The sequence below is a fragment of the Haloarcula sp. H-hyl2 genome (assembly GCF_056934385.1).
On record NZ_JBRIIJ010000001.1, the window covers coordinates 133,449 to 151,867 of the forward strand.

23 protein-coding genes and 1 tRNA gene are annotated in these 18,419 nt (G+C 66.9%); 8 read left to right on the top strand and 16 right to left on the bottom strand.

From position 1 onward, the window contains the following. Window positions 1-48 precede the first annotated feature (48 nt). On the top strand, window positions 49-705 hold the full coding sequence (locus tag Hhyl2_RS00725; protein WP_483548792.1) for a helix-turn-helix domain-containing protein: 657 nt from the start codon (window positions 49-51) through the stop codon (window positions 703-705). 7 nt (window positions 706-712) lie between these two features. On the opposite strand, the gene cofG is transcribed toward Hhyl2_RS00725, so the two are convergent. The 5 genes from cofG to Hhyl2_RS00750 all read right to left on the bottom strand — a co-directional run bounded on the left by cofG (window position 713) and on the right by Hhyl2_RS00750 (window position 5,620). Further along, complete coding sequence (cofG, locus tag Hhyl2_RS00730; RefSeq protein WP_483548793.1) at window positions 713-1,822, bottom strand: 7,8-didemethyl-8-hydroxy-5-deazariboflavin synthase subunit CofG; 1,110 nt, start codon at window positions 1,820-1,822, stop codon at window positions 713-715. 107 nt (window positions 1,823-1,929) lie between these two features. Then, window positions 1,930-2,544 (bottom strand): 2-phospho-L-lactate guanylyltransferase, encoded by a 615-nt coding sequence (gene cofC, locus Hhyl2_RS00735; protein WP_483548794.1) that lies wholly within the window; start codon window positions 2,542-2,544, stop codon window positions 1,930-1,932. Further along, window positions 2,545-3,324, bottom strand: coding sequence for a hypothetical protein (locus Hhyl2_RS00740; RefSeq protein ID WP_483548795.1), 780 nt, complete (start codon window positions 3,322-3,324; stop codon window positions 2,545-2,547). Beyond that, window positions 3,302-4,483, bottom strand: a complete 1,182-nt coding sequence (locus tag Hhyl2_RS00745) for a tubulin/FtsZ family protein (protein ID WP_483548796.1) — start codon at window positions 4,481-4,483, stop codon at window positions 3,302-3,304. Before Hhyl2_RS00745 ends, Hhyl2_RS00740 begins: the two co-directional genes overlap by 23 nt. 234 nt (window positions 4,484-4,717) lie before the next feature. Continuing rightward, complete coding sequence (locus Hhyl2_RS00750; protein WP_483548797.1) at window positions 4,718-5,620, bottom strand: complex I NDUFA9 subunit family protein; 903 nt, start codon at window positions 5,618-5,620, stop codon at window positions 4,718-4,720. Window positions 5,621-5,720: 100 nt separating this feature from the next. Between Hhyl2_RS00750 and tmk the strand changes: the two genes are divergently transcribed. Then, window positions 5,721-6,314, top strand: coding sequence for a dTMP kinase (gene tmk, locus Hhyl2_RS00755; RefSeq protein ID WP_483548798.1), 594 nt, complete (start codon window positions 5,721-5,723; stop codon window positions 6,312-6,314). Here the strand turns inward: tmk and Hhyl2_RS00760 are convergent. Both Hhyl2_RS00760 and Hhyl2_RS00765 read right to left on the bottom strand, forming a co-directional pair. Beyond that, window positions 6,311-6,631, bottom strand: a complete 321-nt coding sequence (locus Hhyl2_RS00760; protein WP_483548799.1) for a DUF7991 family protein — start codon at window positions 6,629-6,631, stop codon at window positions 6,311-6,313. The genes tmk and Hhyl2_RS00760 overlap by 4 nt on opposite strands. Before the next feature lie 43 nt (window positions 6,632-6,674). Then, window positions 6,675-6,902, bottom strand: coding sequence for an Lrp/AsnC ligand binding domain-containing protein (locus Hhyl2_RS00765; RefSeq protein ID WP_483548800.1), 228 nt, complete (start codon window positions 6,900-6,902; stop codon window positions 6,675-6,677). A gap of 161 nt (window positions 6,903-7,063) precedes the next feature. Here Hhyl2_RS00765 and Hhyl2_RS00770 point away from each other — a divergent pair, with 161 nt between their 5' ends. Both Hhyl2_RS00770 and Hhyl2_RS00775 read left to right on the top strand, forming a co-directional pair. After that, entirely contained in the window at window positions 7,064-7,750 is a 687-nt protein-coding gene (locus Hhyl2_RS00770; protein ID WP_483548801.1) for a potassium channel family protein, read from the top strand. Window positions 7,751-7,753: 3 nt separating this feature from the next. Continuing rightward, entirely contained in the window at window positions 7,754-7,984 is a 231-nt protein-coding gene (locus tag Hhyl2_RS00775; protein WP_483548802.1) for an Lrp/AsnC family transcriptional regulator, read from the top strand. 273 nt (window positions 7,985-8,257) lie between these two features. Here the strand turns inward: Hhyl2_RS00775 and Hhyl2_RS00780 are convergent, their stop codons facing one another. Continuing rightward, window positions 8,258-8,770, bottom strand: coding sequence for a DUF5813 family protein (locus Hhyl2_RS00780; protein WP_483548803.1), 513 nt, complete (start codon window positions 8,768-8,770; stop codon window positions 8,258-8,260). Between the two features lie 100 nt (window positions 8,771-8,870). On the opposite strand from Hhyl2_RS00780, the gene Hhyl2_RS00785 reads away from it, so the two are divergent. Next, on the top strand, window positions 8,871-9,398 hold the full coding sequence (locus Hhyl2_RS00785) for a dihydrofolate reductase family protein (protein WP_483548804.1): 528 nt from the start codon (window positions 8,871-8,873) through the stop codon (window positions 9,396-9,398). Between the two features lie 286 nt (window positions 9,399-9,684). Here Hhyl2_RS00785 and Hhyl2_RS00790 read toward each other — a convergent pair. The 4 genes from Hhyl2_RS00790 to Hhyl2_RS00805 all read right to left on the bottom strand — a co-directional run bounded on the left by Hhyl2_RS00790 (window position 9,685) and on the right by Hhyl2_RS00805 (window position 11,597). After that, a tRNA-Leu gene (locus Hhyl2_RS00790) sits at window positions 9,685-9,769 on the bottom strand. 40 nt (window positions 9,770-9,809) lie between these two features. After that, on the bottom strand, window positions 9,810-10,151 hold the full coding sequence (locus Hhyl2_RS00795) for a ferredoxin (RefSeq protein WP_483548805.1): 342 nt from the start codon (window positions 10,149-10,151) through the stop codon (window positions 9,810-9,812). 46 nt (window positions 10,152-10,197) lie between these two features. Further along, the gene (locus Hhyl2_RS00800) at window positions 10,198-10,977 is read right to left on the bottom strand and encodes an MOSC domain-containing protein (RefSeq protein WP_483548806.1); all 780 of its coding nucleotides are present in this window, start codon (window positions 10,975-10,977) and stop codon (window positions 10,198-10,200) included. A gap of 170 nt (window positions 10,978-11,147) precedes the next feature. Continuing rightward, window positions 11,148-11,597 carry an ester cyclase gene (locus Hhyl2_RS00805; protein WP_483548807.1) on the bottom strand — a complete coding sequence of 150 codons (450 nt, stop codon included), beginning with the start codon at window positions 11,595-11,597 and terminating at the stop codon, window positions 11,148-11,150. A gap of 275 nt (window positions 11,598-11,872) precedes the next feature. On the opposite strand from Hhyl2_RS00805, the gene Hhyl2_RS00810 reads away from it, so the two are divergent. Beyond that, complete coding sequence (locus Hhyl2_RS00810) at window positions 11,873-14,215, top strand: amino acid permease (protein ID WP_483548808.1); 2,343 nt, start codon at window positions 11,873-11,875, stop codon at window positions 14,213-14,215. Window positions 14,216-14,221: 6 nt separating this feature from the next. Here the strand turns inward: Hhyl2_RS00810 and Hhyl2_RS00815 are convergent, their stop codons facing one another. Then, window positions 14,222-14,770 (bottom strand): peptidylprolyl isomerase, encoded by a 549-nt coding sequence (locus Hhyl2_RS00815; protein ID WP_483548809.1) that lies wholly within the window; start codon window positions 14,768-14,770, stop codon window positions 14,222-14,224. A gap of 101 nt (window positions 14,771-14,871) precedes the next feature. On the opposite strand from Hhyl2_RS00815, the gene Hhyl2_RS00820 reads away from it, so the two are divergent. Then, window positions 14,872-15,201 (top strand): carboxymuconolactone decarboxylase family protein, encoded by a 330-nt coding sequence (locus Hhyl2_RS00820; RefSeq protein ID WP_483548810.1) that lies wholly within the window; start codon window positions 14,872-14,874, stop codon window positions 15,199-15,201. On the opposite strand, the gene Hhyl2_RS00825 is transcribed toward Hhyl2_RS00820, so the two are convergent. The 3 genes from Hhyl2_RS00825 to Hhyl2_RS00835 all read right to left on the bottom strand — a co-directional run bounded on the left by Hhyl2_RS00825 (window position 15,191) and on the right by Hhyl2_RS00835 (window position 18,212). After that, window positions 15,191-16,138, bottom strand: coding sequence for an alpha/beta fold hydrolase (locus Hhyl2_RS00825; protein WP_483548811.1), 948 nt, complete (start codon window positions 16,136-16,138; stop codon window positions 15,191-15,193). The genes Hhyl2_RS00820 and Hhyl2_RS00825 overlap by 11 nt on opposite strands. Window positions 16,139-16,211: 73 nt before the next feature. Beyond that, entirely contained in the window at window positions 16,212-17,303 is a 1,092-nt protein-coding gene (locus Hhyl2_RS00830) for a S1C family serine protease (protein ID WP_483548812.1), read from the bottom strand. A 141-nt stretch (window positions 17,304-17,444) separates the two neighbouring features. Then, on the bottom strand, window positions 17,445-18,212 hold the full coding sequence (locus Hhyl2_RS00835) for an NADPH-dependent F420 reductase (protein ID WP_483548813.1): 768 nt from the start codon (window positions 18,210-18,212) through the stop codon (window positions 17,445-17,447). Here Hhyl2_RS00835 and Hhyl2_RS00840 point away from each other — a divergent pair. Continuing rightward, entirely contained in the window at window positions 18,108-18,410 is a 303-nt protein-coding gene (locus Hhyl2_RS00840; RefSeq protein WP_483548814.1) for a hypothetical protein, read from the top strand. The two genes, Hhyl2_RS00835 and Hhyl2_RS00840, sit on opposite strands and share 105 nt — an antisense overlap. Window positions 18,411-18,419: the final 9 nt, after the last annotated feature.

The window sequence follows — 18,419 nt, forward strand, 5'->3', positions numbered from 1 at the left end:
TCGTTTAAGACCCCCGATTCTTTGGGGGTCGCATCCGAACGGTCGACCATGCGCTACGTGACGGTCCGGGTCACGCCGGCCGAGGGCGAGGCGTTCCACCCGATCGGCCAGGCGCTGGCCGACGAGCCGTCGATCACCCGCGAGGCCATCCACCGCGTCGAACTGCTCGCCGACGGGACCGGTATCATGCTCGGTGAGTCACGCGGCGACCGGGACGCCTACGAGGCAATCCTCGACGGGAGCGACTACGTCATCGAGTACGCTGTGACGGGAGCCGAGGGCCGCTGGTACGCCTATCTGCACTTCGAACCCACCGAGACGACCCGGTCGATGATCGAACAGCTCCGGCAGTCGCCGGTGATGCTGGAGATGCCGGTCCCGGCTGACGAGGACGGCGCGATGCTGCTGACCTTCGTCGGCGACGGCGAGGGGTTCGCGGACGCCATCCCGGCGGCGCCCGACGTCTACGAGGTCGAGGTCGTCGAGACCGGCGAGCGACCCCCGTCGCTGGACGACCTCTTCGCCTGTCTGACCGCTCGCCAGCAGGAGATACTGGAGGCCGCCGTCGAGCACGGCTACTACGAGAACCCGCGGCGCGCGACACACGAGGAGGTCGCCGCGGTCGTCGACGCCGCTCCCAGCACGGTCGGCGAACACCTCCGGAAGATCGAACAGCGGATCTTCTCGCAGTTCACCGGTCCCTGAGTCCCGATCAGACGCGACCGGCCGGGTTCTCGCCGCGTTCGAGGACGGCGCGGAACCGCTCGCCGTGGGCGTCCACGCGGTCCAGCGCCGTCTGTATCCGCTCGGAGAGCCACTCGTCGGTAGCGTAGCGGTCGTAGACCGGCAGTCGCTCCGAGAGGGGAACACCCGCGTGGTCGGCGACCGCCTGTAGTTCCGACAGTGCCGGCCACTCGTACTCGGGGTTGATGTGGTCGACGGTCACCGGCGAGACGCCCCCCAGATCGTCGATACCACAGTCCACGAGGTCCCGAGCCGGCGCGAGGTTCGGCGGGACCTGCACGGAGATGCTCTCGGGAAGCGCCGCCCGTGCCATCGCGGTCACGCGGCGCAGCGTCGGCAGGCCGGGCGAGCCGTCCTGCCAGCGCTCGTTCTCGGCGACCGGCTGGACGATGACCTCCTGAACGTGGCCGTAGCGGTCGTCCAGGTCGCGGATCGCCAGCAGGCTCTCGGCGCGGTCGCGCCAGTCCTCGCCGATACCGACGAGGATGCCGGTCGTGAACGGGACGCCGAGTTCGCCGGCGGTCTGGATCGTCGCCAGGCGCTGGCCGGGGTTCTTGGCCCGCGGGCCGCCGTGGGCCTGGACGTCTGCGGTCGTCTCCAGCATCACGCCCATCGAGGCGTTCAGGTCGGCGACGGTCGCCATCTGTTCGCGGGTCTGGTCGCCAGGGTTGGCGTGGGGGAGCAGTCCCTCCGCCAGCGCGATCTCGCAGGCTTCCCGCAGGTACTCGTGGATGGTCTCGTGGCCCCACTCGGCGAGCTGGTCGTACACCGCGGTGTAGCGGTCGTCCGGGTCGTCGCCGAACGTGAACAGCGCCTCCGTACAGCCGGCGTCGGCGCCCCGGCGGCAGGTCTCGCGGATCTCTCCGGGGGACATGAGGTCGGCCTGCCCCGGCGGGTCGTAGTAGGTGCAGTAGGTGCAGGTGTACCGGCAGGCCGTCGTCAGCGGCACGAAGACGTTCCGGCAGTACGACAGCGACGGCGCGGCGTCGACGTCGGCGGGCGTCACCGACAGCAGGCGCTCGACGTCGTCGGAGTCGAACGCGATGTCGACGTCATATGCGTCGGCGCCGGGGATCACGTCCGAGGGTCGGCGCTCCGCGTTCAAAAGGGTTCAGTTCCGGGTGACGTGGTCGTGTTTTCCTTATCAGCTGTGTGCTCTGGCTGTTCACGTTCGGAATCGCGTAGCTAGACACTGCGACTGACGCCCACCCGACCATCCGTGACGGCCATCTCGAAGCCGGCGTCGGCCAGCCAGTCGGCCGCGCGGCCGTCGCTGTGGAGCAGCACCTCCGCCAGATCGTCGGGTTCGTCGACGTCGGTCGCCAGCCGACGGGAGTCGACCTCGGCGAGGTCGGCACCGATCTCGCGGGCGATCCGGCGATGATCGCTGATGGATGCGCCGTGGTAGTCCACCCGGAACGCCGGGTGCCGGCAGACGAACGCGTTGGTTCCACCTCCCAGTCCCGGTGCGAGCACCACGTCGGCGTCGGGCGCGAACAGCGATTCGACGGTATCGGCGGTCAACAGTGGGAGGTCGGCCATCACGACAGCGAGTGTCCCGCCAGTCTCGTCGAGCAGGTCGTTGACCAGCGGGTCCAGCGGGCGCTCGTCGAGGGTCACCGGGGCTGCACAGTCGACCGGCGCGGTCGCGACAACTTCGGGGTCGTGACCGGCTGCGGAGAGGGCGTCGAGGACGTCACCGAGCATCGCCTCGGTGAACGACAGTCGCTCGTCGGCGTCGAGAACGTCCGCGAGCCGCGTCTTCGGGGCCGACCCCGAGACGGGGACGACGACGCGCATCTACAGTTTGCTGTAGTCGTCGCCCTGCTGACTCCAGAGGTAGACCCCGCCGCCGAGCAGGAGCAGGACGACGAGCGCACCGCCGACCATCAGCAGCGTCTGGGTGGTCTGCTGGCTCTGTTCGGCCTGTTGTGCCTGGTTCTCGGCGTCTTCGGCCAGCGAGATGGCGTTCTCGAAGTTCTCACCCTCGTAGGCGGAGATCGCGCGGTCGACGTCGGCCTGTGCGTCGCTGTTGTCGCCCGGCGCGTTCTCGACGGCACTCTGTGCGCTGGCGATCGCCTCACGGGCGGCTTTGCTGTCCTCGGTGTAGTGATGGGCCGTGTCGTTCTGGAACTCCTGGGTGTTGTCGCCCGTCGTCTGGCTGAGCGAGGCGACCAGGAACTCCTCCTCGGGCTGATAGGTGTAGTTCGCTATCTCCGGGACGGTCCCGACGAGTTCGACGCGGACCTGATCGCCGTTGTTGTCGATGGCGAGGTCCCGTGAGAAGTTCTGGCCGCCCGCGGTGGTCTCGCCGTCCTCGACTGGGTTGCCGGCCCGCAGGACCGTGATGGTCCAGCTGACGTTCGTGAGTTCGGTCTCACCCGCAAGCGTCCACTCGTCGGGGGCGTCCGTGAACGGGTCGTCGATGGTGTAGGTCACCGAGACCTGTTCACCGACGGCCGCTTCGCCGGGCACCCCCTCCGTCGAGACGGTGAAGGCACTGACCGGGCCCGCGACCGCGAGCAAGCAAACGATTCCCAGCACTGCAGCGATACCCCTAGAACAACGGGTCGAGTTCATCTTCATCGTCTTCAACTAGATCAGTAAGGTTGTCTTCGCTTTGCTGCCGAATCTCGTCGATATTGTCCTGTGCCTCGATCGCGACCTGCTGGAGCTCCTTGATCCGCGGGACGTTGTGGACTCCCGAGAGCAGGATCGACGCCGCTACTTTCGGCGTCTCGGTCGGGTAGTCGCCGCCACGGACCTCCATCGAACCGGTCTGCTCCTCGAGCCACTTGCGCCCGCGCTCGATCCCTTTCCGGTTGAGATGTTCGGGCGGGCCGGCGATGACCAGCAGCGCCCGCTCGGCGCCGTCGATCTCGCAGGGCAGTGTGAGCCGTCCCAGCGCGGCCTTCCGGACGAGCGAGGTGATACGGTTGGTCGTGTTGGCCGTGTCCAGTCCGTCGTCCATCCCATCGTCGCCGCCCTTGAACCGCGAGAGGAGCCCGCCGCCCCCGGAGAGTTCGACGTCCTCGGCGGCGTAGCCGACCGTGGAGACGCCGCCGCCGTCGAGCGTGTTGATGATCTCCGAGGAGTCGACGACGCTCTCGGCGACGTTGTCACCTGCCTCAACCTCGCCGGCCCCGAACAGCACGCCGAAGCGCCGGACGATCTCGTCGTTGATGTGGTCGTAGCCGCCCTCGACGGACTCGCCCGTCTGGCGCCAGGCGTCGTTGTCGAAGACGAGCAGGTTGTCGACCTCCCGGACGAACGTCTGGAACGACCGGGCGGCGTTGAGGGTGTAGATACCCCCCTCGTCACTACCTGGCAGGACGCCGAGCCCGTAGACCGGTTCGGTGTAGATCCGTTTCAGGTGTTTCGCCAGCACCGGGGAGCCGCCCGACCCGGTCCCGCCGCCCAGCCCGGCGACGATCAGGAACGCGTCGACCTCGTGGACCGGGATGTTGTCGATGGCTCCCTGGATCTCGTCGATGTCTTCCTCGGCGATCTCCGCGCCGAGTTCGTTGTCCGCGCCGACCCCGTGGCCCTTCACGCGCGCTTGCCCGATGAGGACCCTGTTTTCCTGCGGAATGCGCTCGAGTCCGAGCAAGTCGGCCTTGGCAGTGTTGACCGCGACCGCCGACCGTACGATCCCTGACCCCGTCTTGTGGTCGTACTCGAGGAATTTGTCGACGATCTTGCCGCCGGCCTGCCCGAAGCCGATCATGGCGAGTTTCATTATATGGTACTCCGCTTAAAAGTGGTATGCGGTATCGCGCGTATAAGTTTTTTCCCCAAATCTCACCGATGAAACCCTTGTTGAAATACATGATGGAGTAGATGTGGCAATATGAGCTCTATACACCGTCGTATCGGGGATGTGTGGTATTGACTGGCGAGTAGCCCGATATTTCACAGCGGCAGAGACGTTCGTAAAAAGACGATCTGCGAGCTCTAGACGGGTACGCGGAGCCTACGCACCGCGCAGATAGTCCCCGAGCGTTCGCAGTTCGCTCGGATCGTATCCCAGGGCCGGCAGGTCGTTCTCCGAGGGCACGTTGTCGAAGTCCAGCGACTCGTACTGATCCTCACCCATCTTGAACCCGAGATTCCCAAGAACAGTGAGTCCGATCTTCGCCATCGGCATCGGCAGCGGGACGATAGTGATCGACCTGCCCTCGGCGTCGTAGACCGTGTTGGTAACTTCCCGGAGCGTCAGGACTTCCGGTCCACCGATCTCGTAGGTCTGGCCGGCGTGGCCGTCTTCTTCGAGGACGTCGGCCAGCACGGGGGCGAACTCCTCGACCCAGATGGGTTGGAATCGCATCGTATCACCGCCGGCGGGGAGCGGATACAGCGGGAGGCCGGGTGCGAACATCCCCTTCAGCTGTTTCGTGAAGCTGACGAACTCGCCGCCGTCGCCGAAGACGATAGACGGACGGATGATCGTCCAGTCGAGGTCCGAGTCCTCGACGACTTTCTCGGCTTTCCCTTTCGCCCGGATGTAGTGGGTGTCGCCGTTCGGGTCCGCACCGAGGGCACTCATCTGCATGTACCGGTCCACACCGTGTTCCTCGGCCGCGCGGACGCAGTTCTCGGTCCCACCGAGGTGAACCGTGTCGTGCATCTCGTTGCCACCCTTCGGTTTGAACAGCGGCGACACCGCCACGAGGAAGACAACCGCGTCCTGGCCCTCGAAGGCGCCCTCGATACTGTCGTAGTCGGTGACGTCCCCCTGCTTTCGGGCCACACCGTCCGGGAGCGACCCCTCGCGCGGGTTACGTGCCAGGGCAGTGACATCGTGCCCTCGACTATCGAGTTCCCGACACAGATACTGTCCGACGAAACCGGTCCCGCCGACCACGAGTACGTCCATATATATGACAACTCTCGGATACCGTATAAGTGTAGGGCGCAACTGGTTTGGGTCGGCCCCGGTCGGCGTGCTTACATAGCCCCCACTGTACCATCACGGTATGCTCGTCACGCTGGAGGGACTCGACGGGAGCGGCAAGACGACCGTCTGGGAACGGCTCCGGGCGGCCGACGCGATTCCAGGCGACGCCGTCTTCACCCGCGAACCCACGGATAGCTGGTACGGCGACGCGGTCCAGCGGTCGATCGACGACGCCGACGCCGACTCGCTGGCGGAACTGTTCCTCTACACGGCCGACCACGCCGCTCATCTCGCGGACACCGTGCGGCCGGCCCTCGCGGAGGGGCGACTCGTCGTCTCCGACCGCTACAGTGACTCCCGGTACGCCTACCAGGGGGCGACACTCGCCGAGTCCGAGCACCTCTCGGACCCGCTGGCGTACGTCCGGGAGGTCCACGCCCCCTGGACTCGCCCCCCGGACCTGACCGTCTATCTCGATCTCGATCCGGAGACCGCCGCCCGGCGGAGCGGCGCGACCAACAAGTTCGAGACCGCCGACTACCTCGCGACAGTGCGCGAGAACTACGAACGACTCATCGAGGACGAGCCAGACCGCTTCGTTCGGGTCGACGCGACCCGCTCACCCGAGACGGTCTACACGGCCGTCCGCGACGCGGTGGTCGAACGGTTTTAGTTCATCGACTGGGGCAGTTCGACCTCGTCCGGAGCGGGCATCCAGACGTAGTCGAACGTCATCCCCAGTGCCAGCGGGATCCCGATCGTCACCATGAGCGCCAGGAAGCGACTACCGAGGTTCCCACCCAGACTGAAGACACCGCTCAGGACGAGCACGACGACGAACATGACGACCGGACAGAGCAGTATCGCGTAGACCAGACTGCCCCAGCTGGTGTTCAGCCGGACCCGGAAGAACCGTGTCATGAGGGCGGTCACTGCGCTGTTGGCCAGCACGATGACGAGCAGCCCGATGATATCGACGACGGCGACCATACCACGGGTAGGGCGCCGACACTCTTTGCCGTGTCGGAACGTGCTACTCCAGACAGATGTAGGTCCGCGTGTCCAGCACCCCCTCGATATCACGGACCTGGGTGGCTACCGACTGCATCACGTCGTACACCTCGCCGCTGGCCTCGGCGACGATGTCGTACTGTCCCGCGACGATGTGTGCCTCGGAAATTCCAGTCAACTCCTGGACCTTCGCGAGGAGGTCGTCGGACTTGCCGGTGTCGGTCTTGAGCATGATGAACGCGTCGACCATACGGTGTGGTACCATCTCACATTATAAAACCCTTGCTGCGGTGTCACGTGTTCGTGGTCTATCCGGGCACGGACCACCCGCTATCGGACTGTCGTCGTCGGGTCTCGATGGCGGCATATCGACGGGCTAGCTTTATCCACCCCCGTGCCATACGACACCACATGCGATTCGTTATCGTGGGTGCCGGTCGCGTCGGACTGCGCACCGCACGCGTCCTGCGTGAGAGCGACCACGAGGTCGTCCTCATCGAGCGCGACGAGGGTGCAGTCGAGCGGGCCCGGAACGCCGGGTTCGAGGTAATCTCCGGTGACGGCGCGCTCGAGGACACACTCGGGCAGGCCGATCTGGCGGCGGCCGACGCGTTGGCCGCGCTCACCGGCGATCTCAACGACAACTTCGTCGCCTGCATGGTCGCCAAGGAACACGGCTGTCGCACCGTCATGCGCATCGACGAGGACTACCGCGAGGAGATCTACAAGCGCTACGCCCAGGACGTCGACGAGGTCATCTACCCCGAACGACTGGGCGCAATCGCCGCCAAGAACGCCCTTCTGGGCGGGAACATTCGCGCCGTCGCCGACATCGCCCACAACCTCCAGCTGGTCGAGTTGGCGATCACCGAGTCCTCGCCCATGCGTGGCTACTCCCTCTCGGAACTGGAACTGCCCGCGAAATCACGGCTGCTCGCCCACGGCAAGGGCGAGGGCCCCCTGACCGTCCCGAACCCCGACGAGACACTCGAACTCGGCGACCACCTGGTCGTCCTGGCGGACTTCGACGTCCTCGCGGACGTCCGGAGCCTCGTCGTCGGCGAGACCGACCGCGCGACCGCACTTGGAGGTGCCTGACTGATGGTTACTGCATACGTCATGATCAAAGCGAACACGGGAGACGCTGACCGCCTGCGAGACGAGATCGAAGCCGTCGACGGGGTGCTCGAAGCCCACATCGTCGCCGGTGACGTCGACCTGATCGCGAAGGTCCAGGTCGACAGCCCCGCGGCCGTCAAGGACGTCGCCGCGACCCACATCCAGGGCATCGACGGCGTCGAGAGCACCCAGACGTACATCGCGATGGACTAGAGACCACTTTTTACTGCGGGGGGTGTCCTCGGGCCTTCGGACCTGCGGCACCCCCCGTTGCAAAAACGTGGGAAAAACTGCCGGACGTCGCGCTCTTCGAGCGCTCGTCCGGTGAAACCCCTCGCTTCACTCGGGGTATGCTCGGTGGTCAGCCTGCCCTTCCCCGTCTTCGCGGCACGGCGGCCGCGAACGGCCACCGCCCCGCCACGGAACCGTTCCGCCCAGCCACCGCTCCGCCCCACGACAGCACCGTCCCACGACAGCACCGCCCCGCTACAGCGGCGTCCCGCCGCGCGTCCCCTCGCTGCCGCCCGTACTTGCCGAATCCATCAGCTCTGCGACGACGCCCACGTAGTCGTAGCCGGGGATGATCCCCTCGACGTAGGTCCCCTCGACGTACTCGACGAAGGCCTTGGCCACGTCGGCGGCCTGGTGCTCGTTGCCCAGGCTGAACCGGAAGGTGACGACGACCTCCTCGCTGTCGCGCTCGACGGTGTACTCGTCGAGGTCGACGGACGCGCGAGTGGACTTGGGGGCGTCCTCCAGGCGGCGCTCCAGCGTCTCGAACCACCCGTCGGCGACCGCCTCGCCGACCTCGTCGGCCGTCGCGGCCTGGAGCGTCGGCGCACGGACGGTCACCTCGTACTCTGTCTTCCACTTCTCGCCCTCGCTGGCGGTCACGAACCCGCTGAAGCGGGTCGAGTCGACGGCGTAGCCGTTCTGGCCGGCGACGAACGAGTCCCGACGGTCGAAGACGTCGGCCACGTCGCTTGGTACCTCGGTCATTGGCCATCTATAGCCGTTTGAACAGGAAAAATACGTCGTATCCTGCCGTCGACGACGGCCTCGCCACAACCGTCTTGCTCGCCACTGTCCTCTGGGTGGCATGGATCCTCCCACGACGACTCTCTACATCGCCACGAGCGTCGACGGGTTCGTGGCCGCCCCGGACGGCAGCGTGGCGTGGCTCGACGAGTTCCACTCTGCACCCACCACGGACGCCTACGAGGCGTTCTTCGCGGAGATCGACGCGCTCGTCATGGGCGCACGGACCTACGAACAGATCCGGTCGTTCGGGGACTGGCCCTACGGGGACCGGCCGACCTACGTCCTCACACACAGCGAGGAGCCGCCCGCACTCGACACGGTCGAGTACGTCAGCGGCGACGTGGCCGATCTGAGCTCCCGCCTCCGCGACCGACACGACCACCTCTGGCTGGTCGGCGGTGCGGACGTCGCCCGGGCGTTCCTCCGAGCGGGGCTGGTCGACGAACTCCGACTGACCATCGTCCCGGTGTTGCTCGGTGACGGCGTTCGACTGTTCGGTACGGACGGGCCGAACAGTCGTCTGGAGCTTCTCGACTGTACGCGATACGATATCGGCCTCGTGGAACTCCGGTACACCGTCGGGTGATCGGATCGCTCCTGCTGCAGGTAGCCTCTCGCTATTACGCCGGCGCGGCGACTCACGAGCAGGTCGCAGATGCGAGGGATGGGATTCGAACCCGATGCCAGACCTCACTGCGTTCGGTCTGCCGTGCTTCGAATCCATCCAGACGATTCGGCACGGCACGGAATCGCGCCGCGCACTCATGCGAGGGATGGGATTCGAACCCGATGCAAACGCTCGCTTCGCTCGCGTTTCCGTGATTCGAATCCCAACAACTGCATTTGCGGCTCACGATGTGTTCGCCGCAAAATGCGAGGGATGGGATTCGAACCCATGGACCCCTACGGGAGCGGGTCTTAAGCCCACCGCCTTTGGCCAAGCTCGGCTACCCTCGCGCACTCCCCACTCTACGCCCCTCGGGAAAACGGGTTTCGATTACCAATCGACTGAGAGGGTCCCGTCGCCGTTGGGGTCGGGGGCGATCTCCTCGTTCGTCCGGCGGTCGACGACGTGGATGACCCCGCGGTCCTTCTTGGCCGGGCAGGCCTCCGCGGCCGCGACGTTGTGGTCGAGGTCCTCCTCGTCGATGAAGTACGTCGCGGGTTTGGCGATGCCCGTATCGAGGTCCAGCGACCACGTCTCGGAGACCTCGGCGCACTTGCCCGCACCGAAGCACTTGTTGGCCTCGAAGATGATCTTGTAGGGCTTCTCCTCGATGGGTGGACCGTCCTGTTCCCCGAACTCGCTGGGGTCTACGGGACCGTCTGCGTCTGCCATGCCCGCCGGTTAGCGGCCGACGCTCTTTCCGCTGTCGGTTCCCGCCCTACTCGCCGTCCAGGACTTCGACCTCGTCACCGACCGCGAGTGTCTTCCCGCGGTCGGCCTCGGGGACGCTGGCGATGAGCATCACCGTATAGAAGTGGTCGAAGGCGCCGCGGTCGGCCCACCCGGGGAACGTCTCGCGGCGGCGCTGGACGAACCGCTCGCGGAACTCCGGTGTCGGGTCACCTGTGTCGGGATCACGCTCGGGGACGACACAGCGACCACAGGGTGTGACGCCCTCGATACGGACCTCGCCCGCGCGGAACGCGGGCGCGTCGGCGCCGACGAAGCGGTCCTCCCAGAACGCCGGGACGTCGCCGACCTCGATATTGGCACGGAGGCGCCGACGCGCGCCCTCGACGGTGACATCCTCGAACCACGAGGCGACCGTCTCCAGCGTGGCCGTGCTGATGACCGAGGGGCCCATCTCCCGGCGGTCGACGTAGCCGTGGGTCTCGTCACGGACCACAGTCAGGTCGATGTCGAAGCAGTCACTGAACCACGCCGAGGCGTTCGCTCGCCCGTTGTCGGTCCCGAGCGTGAACTCGCGGCGCTCGCCAGGGGCGTCGACGGTCAGGGTCCGCGTCGCCGGGTCGAACGTCGTCGTCAGGTCGTGGACCTCGGCGGCTCGCTTCCCGTTGTAGGCCTCGCCGTCGGCGTCGTGGAGGGCGAACTCCCGGTCGAACGCGAGCGTCCCGCCGGGCAGTATCTCGCTCGCCTCGCGGTCCATCCCGTCCAGGGCCTTCACCGGATAGACGGTGAGTCGCTCGATGTGTGCCACTACCGGGTGGGTGGCATCGCGTGGATATAGGCGTTTGTCTCGCAGGCGCACGCGTCGAACCCGGTCTCTCGCCCGGCAAGGCGTGGTGTGCTGGACCGATCACCGAGTGGTGGAGTCCACCTGCTGCAGTGAGGGTGTGTCAGCAGGCAGTTTCGGTGCCTGCGAGGAGTTCAGTCGTCGTCGGCCGGCACCGCGTCACTGAGATCTTCGGGCTCGACGCCGAGTTGCTGCATGAACCCGAAGGTATCCGGCTGGATCCACCACTCGACGACCTCCCCGTCCGCCATGTGGAGGAAGGCCATCGTCTGGATCTCGTATTCCTTGCCGGTCGGCTCCATCCCCATGAACACGCCGTCGTGGGTACCACGCTCCGTCATCCGGATGGCGACGGTATCCTCGTCCGCGATAAAGTCGTGGATCGTCTCCGTGGAATCCGAAAACGCCTCGCGGTCGCTTTCGTACATCTCTCGGACCGCCTCGCGACCACTGAACTCTCCCATCGGCGTGTGTACCGCAACGTCTGCTGCAAATATCTCGTCGATCACGTCGAGGTTCCCCGCTTCCTCGATCTCGTCGCGAATTCGGCTGACGATACGCTTGTTCTCCTCGGCTGTTGTCATTGCTGGGACCACCGTGCAGACGAACCGGACGAACGAAGTTGGTAATAGAGAGTGTACCGCAACGATACGGCTGTGTTACCGGGCTATCCGAGAGCTTACTTGGAGACTCACAGCGACCGGGCCATGTGACGGGGCATTACAGGGACAGACGGGATCGATAGTGGCCCCGGACCGCGCACGAGCGCCACGCTGAAGCCCCTCCACGAAGCGCTCCCCGCGCTGTTCCCGGAAGCGACACAATTACATGAGGACTGATACAATCGCTGTTCCAACGGATGGTCGAGCACACCCGCACACTGGATTTCAAGATCGCGTTCGCCATCGGCCTCGGCACGATGATCGCGGCCGGTATCTTCTCGCTGTCGGGGACGGCGGTCGCCGCGATCGGGTCGAGTGCGGTGATCGCGTTCGTCATCGCGGCGCTCATCGCCGGGGTCACCGCCGCCGCGTACTCGGAGTTCGCGTCGGTGTACTCCGAGAACGGCGGGGGGTATCTCTTCTGTTCGCGGACCTTCGAGGACCGGGATCTGCTGACCTACAGCATCGGGATGTCGCTGTTCCTGGGCTACACCGGGACGACGGCGTTCTACCTGGCGACGATGGACGAGTGGTTCTTCGAGTTCGTCCTTCCGGAGTGGCTGCATTTCCTCCCTCACGGGACAACCGGTGTCGTGGCGGCGCTCCTGCTCGGGACCCTCAACGCCCGCGGGACCGAAGAGAGCGGCGGCTTCCAGTTGATCGTCACCGGTGCGAAGGTCGCCGTCCTGTTCGCGTTCATCGGCGGCGCCTTCGCGTTCCGGGGGCCCGGCACCGCCGTCTCGACGTTCGCCGGCAACTTCGGCGGTGACGCCGTCGGCATCCTCACTATCTCCGCACTCGCCTTTATCACCTTCTTCGGGTTCTCGGCCATCGCGGCCAGCGCCGGCGAGATTATCGATCCCCAGCGGACGGTCCCGCGGGCCATCGCGGCCAGCATGGTGACGGTCACGATCCTCTATGCCTTCGTCATCGTCGCGATGGTGAACTCGCCGATCCCGCCGGAGGTCATCGCCGAACAGGGCGAGACGGCCATGGGGCGGGTCGCTGCCGGGTTCCTGGGCAGTATCGGCGAGTCGCTCATCGTCGCCGGCGCCATCTTCTCGATGGTCTCGGCGTCGAACGCGTCGATCCTGGCCGCGAGCAGTATCGGCTCACTGATGGGCCGGCAGGGCCAGGCTCCCCGGCGGTTCTCGCGCATCCACCAGGAGTACGGGACGCCGTTCTGGAGCGTGATGACGGCGACGGCGACTATCGTCGGCCTCATCGCGGTCTTCATCGGCGTCTTCCCCACCGAAGGCGGACTCGGTGCGGCGCTGAATCTCAACCTCGGACTGACCGCGCTGACCGGGTTCGCGACGCTGAACCTCCTGCTCCCGTTGGCGGTCGTCAACATCGCACTGATCTTCTCGCGCCGGAAGTTCCCCGACATCACGCGCGGGTTCCGCGTCCCCGGCGTCCCGGTCGTCCCTATCGTCGGCGTGCTCGCGAACCTGGGACTCATCTACAACCTCCCGCGAATCGGCGTCGCGACAGGACTGGTCCTCACGGCCGCGCTCGTCGTCGCGTATCTCGTCTGGGGTGGCGCACCCGATCAGGAGGAACTCGTCCAGGAGGTCGTCCCGCCCGAACCGGGCGAAGCGCCGGCGACCGGGATCGTCTCCGAAGCGGAGACGGAGGCCCCGGCCAGCGAGCAGTTCCGCGTGCTCGTCCCCATCGCCCGGCCCGACCGGACCCTGCGGTACGTCAGGTTGGCGGCCGCACTCGCGAAGGTCTCGGACAAGGAAGCGGTCGTCCACGTGCTCAACGTCACACAGATCCCCGACCAGACGCCCTGGGAGACGGTCCAGGACACGGCACGGGCACGGACCGAGCGCATCCAGGAGGAACTGGCCGATACCGACATCGGCGTCGACTACCTCGTCGAGGGCCACACCTGCCGTGACATCGCCTTCGACATCCTCCAGACGGCACGCGACGACGAGGCCGACCTCGTCCTGATGGGCTATCCCGAACGCCACCGGGAGGTCACCGAGACCGTCGAGCGCGAGGCGCCGTGTGACGTCTTCTTCGCGGACAAGACCGTCGACGAGGACGACCTCGACGTCATCAACATCGGTGCCGGCGGTGGGCCCCACCACAAGGCGCTGCTGCCGCTCGTCAACGCGCTGGGCCAGCACGGAAGCGAACTCCACCTCATCAACGTCTCCTCGGGCGAGCGGGGGTCGGACGAGACCTCCGGGGTGACGATGGACGCACTGGAGGGCGTCGAGACCACGCAGGTACACAACGTCACGGCCGGCTCCGTCGCGGACGGTCTGGTGGAGACGGCCGCCGAGAACGGCGGTGTGCTGGTCATCGGCGCGTCGCGGGACCGCTGGCTCCGCCAGGCGCTGTTCGGGAGCACGCCCGACGAGGTCGTCGCCCTGGCCGCCGAACGGGACGTGCCAGTCCTCGTGTACGCCAGCCAGACCGGGGTCTCGGACCGCCTCAGCGAGCGCTTCTTCCCGGTCGCGCGCTACCTCAGAAAACGGCTCTCGCGGTCGGGCCGGCGGAAAGGTTCCAGTCCCGACTGGGGCTGACCGCGCCTAGCGGTGGATCTCGACCGATTCGAGCAGCAGCTCCGACTTCGGGGCGTCGTTGCGGTCGGTGTCGGCGTTGCCGATGGCCTCGACGACGTCCATCCCGTCGGTGACACGGCCGAAGACGGCGTGTTTCCCGTCGAGGTGGGGCTGGGCGTCCAGCGTGATGAAAAATTGCGAGCCGTTGGTGTTCGGGCCGGCGTTGGCCATGCTGACCACGCCCGCGCCGTCGTGGGTCAGGTCGTCGTGGAACTCGTCGTCGAACTGGTAGCCTGGGCCACCGCGGCCGGTGCCGGTCGGGTCGCCCATCTGGATCATGAAGTCGTCGATGATCCGGTGGATCTCGATCTCCGTATAGAGCGGGTCGATGCGCTTCTCACCGCTCTCGGGGTCCTCCCAGGCGCCCGTCCCCGGGCCGACTTCGGTGCCCTCGTAGTCGTTTGCGCCCTCCGCCAGGCCGACGAAGTTCTTGACCGTGGTCGGGACGCGGTCGTCGTACAGTTCGATCTCGATGTCGCCCTCGGTGGTGTGCAGTGTCGCTGTCAGGTCGCTCATGCCCGGCCAGATGGGGCCGCGGGGGAAAAGCCTGCCCACTGGTCGTGTGGTGTGGTACCACCACAAACGCTGTTACCCTCCGGCCCGACGACTCGCTCGTCATGTCAGATCCGGTCGAAGATACGGACGACCTCCCGTCGACAGCCAGCGACTTCGCCGATGCGTATCCGGATGTCTGGGACCGCTACTCCGAGTTGGGGAAGGCCTGCTCGGAGGCCGGACCGCTCGACGGCGAGACGAAACGCCTCGTGAAACTCGCGCTCGCGGTCGGCGCCCAGTCCGAGGGCGCGGTCCACTCACACACCCGTCGCGCGCTCGACGAGGACGTCGATCCCGAGGCGCTCGATCACGTCGCCGTCCTCGCGACGACGACGCTGGGCTTCCCGAAGGCGATGGCGGCCCGCTCGTGGATCCGGGACGTCACCGAGTGACGGGGTCCGACTCGACGCCGAGGTGGTCGAGCAGAGCGTCGGTCACGCTCGCTGGCCGCTCGTGGTGCACCCAGTGGCTCGCCTGGGGGAACCGCTCGACCCGGATGTCGGGCACCCACTGGTCGAGGCCCGCCAGGTTCCCGGTCGTCAGCGCGCCGTCCCGTTCACCCCACAGCAGGAGCGTCGGCACGTCGACGTCGACGTCACCGACGCCGCCCTGGGTCAGTCCGAGTGTCGCGCTCCGGCGGAACGCCGCCCGGTAGTAGTTGAACGCGGCGGTGAGCGCCCCTTCGCGGGCGATGGCGGTCCGATAGTACCGGAGGTCCTCGTCGGTGAACGCGTCGTCGCTGACCGCCTCACCCCGGAAGATATCTTCCAGTTCGGCGTAGTCGTTCCGCCGGATGCTGTACTCGGGCAGCCAGGGCAACTGGGCGGCGAAGACGTACCACGACTTCCTGAACTGGGCGACCGACCGGAGCTCCCGTTCGTAGGCCGAGGGGTGCGGCGAGTTGAGGACCGTGAGCCGGTCGACCACGTCCGGCCGGTCGGCGCCGACCTGCCAGGCGATGGTCCCGCCCCAGTCGTGGCCGACGACGTGGGCGGCCTCTCGACCGGCGTGGTCGACGAGTCCCGCCACGTCCGCGACGAGTTCGTCGATGTGGTACGCACCGACGCCTGCCGGCTTCTCCGAGCAGTTGTACCCCCTGAGGTCCGGGATCAGGAGGCGGTAGCCGGCGTCGACGAGCGGGTCGATCTGGTCGCGCCAGCTGTACCAGAACTCCGGGAAGCCGTGCAACAGGACGACCAGGTCGCCGTCGTCCGGGCCAGCGATGACGGTGTGGAGCGTGACGCCGTCGACGGTCGCCGTGTCGTGCGCCCACACCGCCCCGTCGTCCGGAACCGTCCAGTCGTCGCCGTCGGGTGGCGTTGGTGCCATTGTTCGCAGTTCGGACCGAGAAAAGAAGGGTGTACTGGTCGTGTTTCTCAGCTAGAATCGAGACCGGCGACAGTCAGCGGACGGGGATGTCGTGGCCGCTGTCCCCGCCACGCCGTGGGCCGTCACCACGTCGTTCGGGTCCGCGCCGTCGGCGGCCGTCCTCGTCGCCGCCTCCCTTCGGACCACGTCGCCTGTGGCCGCGCCGGCGTGGCCGCGACGCGGGGTCGGGCCGTTCACCGAGCGTGAGCGACTCAGTGAACTCGCCGCCGTCCCGACGGACGGTCAGTTCGACCGTGTCACCGGGCGCTGTCTCGGTCAGCAGGTAGCTGGTCAGTTCCTCGGTCGAGCGGACGGTGCGGTCGTCGATACCGACGAGGACGTCGCCGCCGGTGGGAATCTCCCGACCGCGGGTCTGCCTGACCCGATCACAGCCCCGCAGGGACGGTGCCGACCCCTGTCCGACGTCGACGACCAGCACCCCGGTGGGCTCGTCGAGGCGGTTCGCCTCGGCGACCGACGGCGAGACGTCGACCGTTCGGACGTCCAGATACGCAGACCGGAAGACGCCCTCCTCGATCAGTGCCGGCACGACTCGCTCGACGATGACCGGCGCGATGGCGAAGCCGATGTTGTCGCCGCCCTTCGCGCGGTTGACGCCGACGACGGTGCCGTCGAGCGTCAGTAGCGGGCCACCGCTGTTGCCGGGGTTGACCGCCGCGTCGGTCTGGATCGTCTCGGGGATGGTGAAGCCGGTCCCCGTCGGGTTCGAGCGGTTCGTCCCGCTGACGTAGCCGACGGTGATGGTCCCGTCCAGCCCCATCGGGTTGCCGATGGCGACCACGCGTTCGCCGGGTGACGGATTCGCCTCCGCGACCGGCAGCGGTGTGGCCGTCGCCGGCAGGTCCTCGACGGCGACGACGGCCAGGTCGGTGTAGGGGTCGGTCCCGACGACGGTTCCGGTCCGCCAGTCCCCGTCGTGAAAGCGGAGTTCCACGTCGTCGGTGTCGCCGACCACGTGCTGGTTCGTGACCACGTTGCGCTCGTCGTAGACGAACCCCGATCCAGCGCCGCCGCGCCGTTGCTCGCCGACGGTCGTGACGTACACCGACACGACCGACGGGATCGTCTCCTCGTACAGTTCCGTTAGTGGTGGCTCTCCTGACATCACTCGCGTCCTGCGGCCGGCGACTGTGCCGTGCCAACAAGACTCACCTAAGGTAACCGCTACCCGTATAAATAGTTCTCGGCGCTCGTGGCCGCCGCCCACGGCGATGACGCCGCCGTTCGCGGCACCGAGGGTCCCTCGCTACTCCCGCAACAACCGGAACGCGATGTCCCTGCCGTGGGTCCGGCTGAGGTCGATCCACAGGCGCGCGAGGTGTTCCAGACGGTCCGCGGCGTCCAGATCGCCGGCGACCACTGGCTCGAAGCCCAGATCGGCCGCGAGATCGGCGACGGTATCGGTGGCCTCGCCCGCGAGGAACATCGTCGCTCGCTCGCCGTCGACGACGGGGTCGGTCATCCGGTTGGCGCCGATGGTGTTGAACGCCTTCACGACGCTGGCTTCGGGGGCGGCCTCGGCCACCCGCTCGGCCAGCGACCGGTCCGCGGTGGGCTCGGGGTATTCGTTCGTGGCGTCGACGAGGGGCTTGCCGGCCAGCGAGTCAGCGAGGTCGGCGGCGACAGTCGGTGCGGCACCACCGGGGACCGCCAGCACGACGACCTCGCCGTGGACGGCGGCATCCTGCTGGCTTGTGACCGACACCCCGTCGGGCCCTGTAGTCTCTGTCGGCGACCGCGACCCGAGGACTACGTCGTGGTCCGCCGCCGCGAAGCCAGTTGCCAGTGCCGTCCCGACGCTGCCAGTACCGATGATGCCGATTCGCATGGGGGCCGATAGGCGTGCCGAACAGATAGCGCTCGTGGTGGTGACACCGGGCTTTTGTCCATCCGGGGCGACCGCTCGGATATGACCGAGGAGCGCGATCCCGAGGCCAGTCTCCAGGAGTGGAAAGCGACGATGCAGGCCGAACACGAGGACGCCATCGCCAACCCGGATCCCGATGCCGACCACCGGATCGAGGGCGTCACGCAGGTCAACTACCGGGTATCGTTCGCCTACGACGCCGACAGCGACGAACTGGAGCGGACCGAACGGGAGCAGGTCGACGAGCTACGGGACCCGGAACTGCTGTCGTGTGCCTGTGGCGTCCGCGGGATGACGCCCGAGGAAGCGCGCCAGCATATGGCGGCCGCACACGACTGGGAGTAAGAGTCCTCC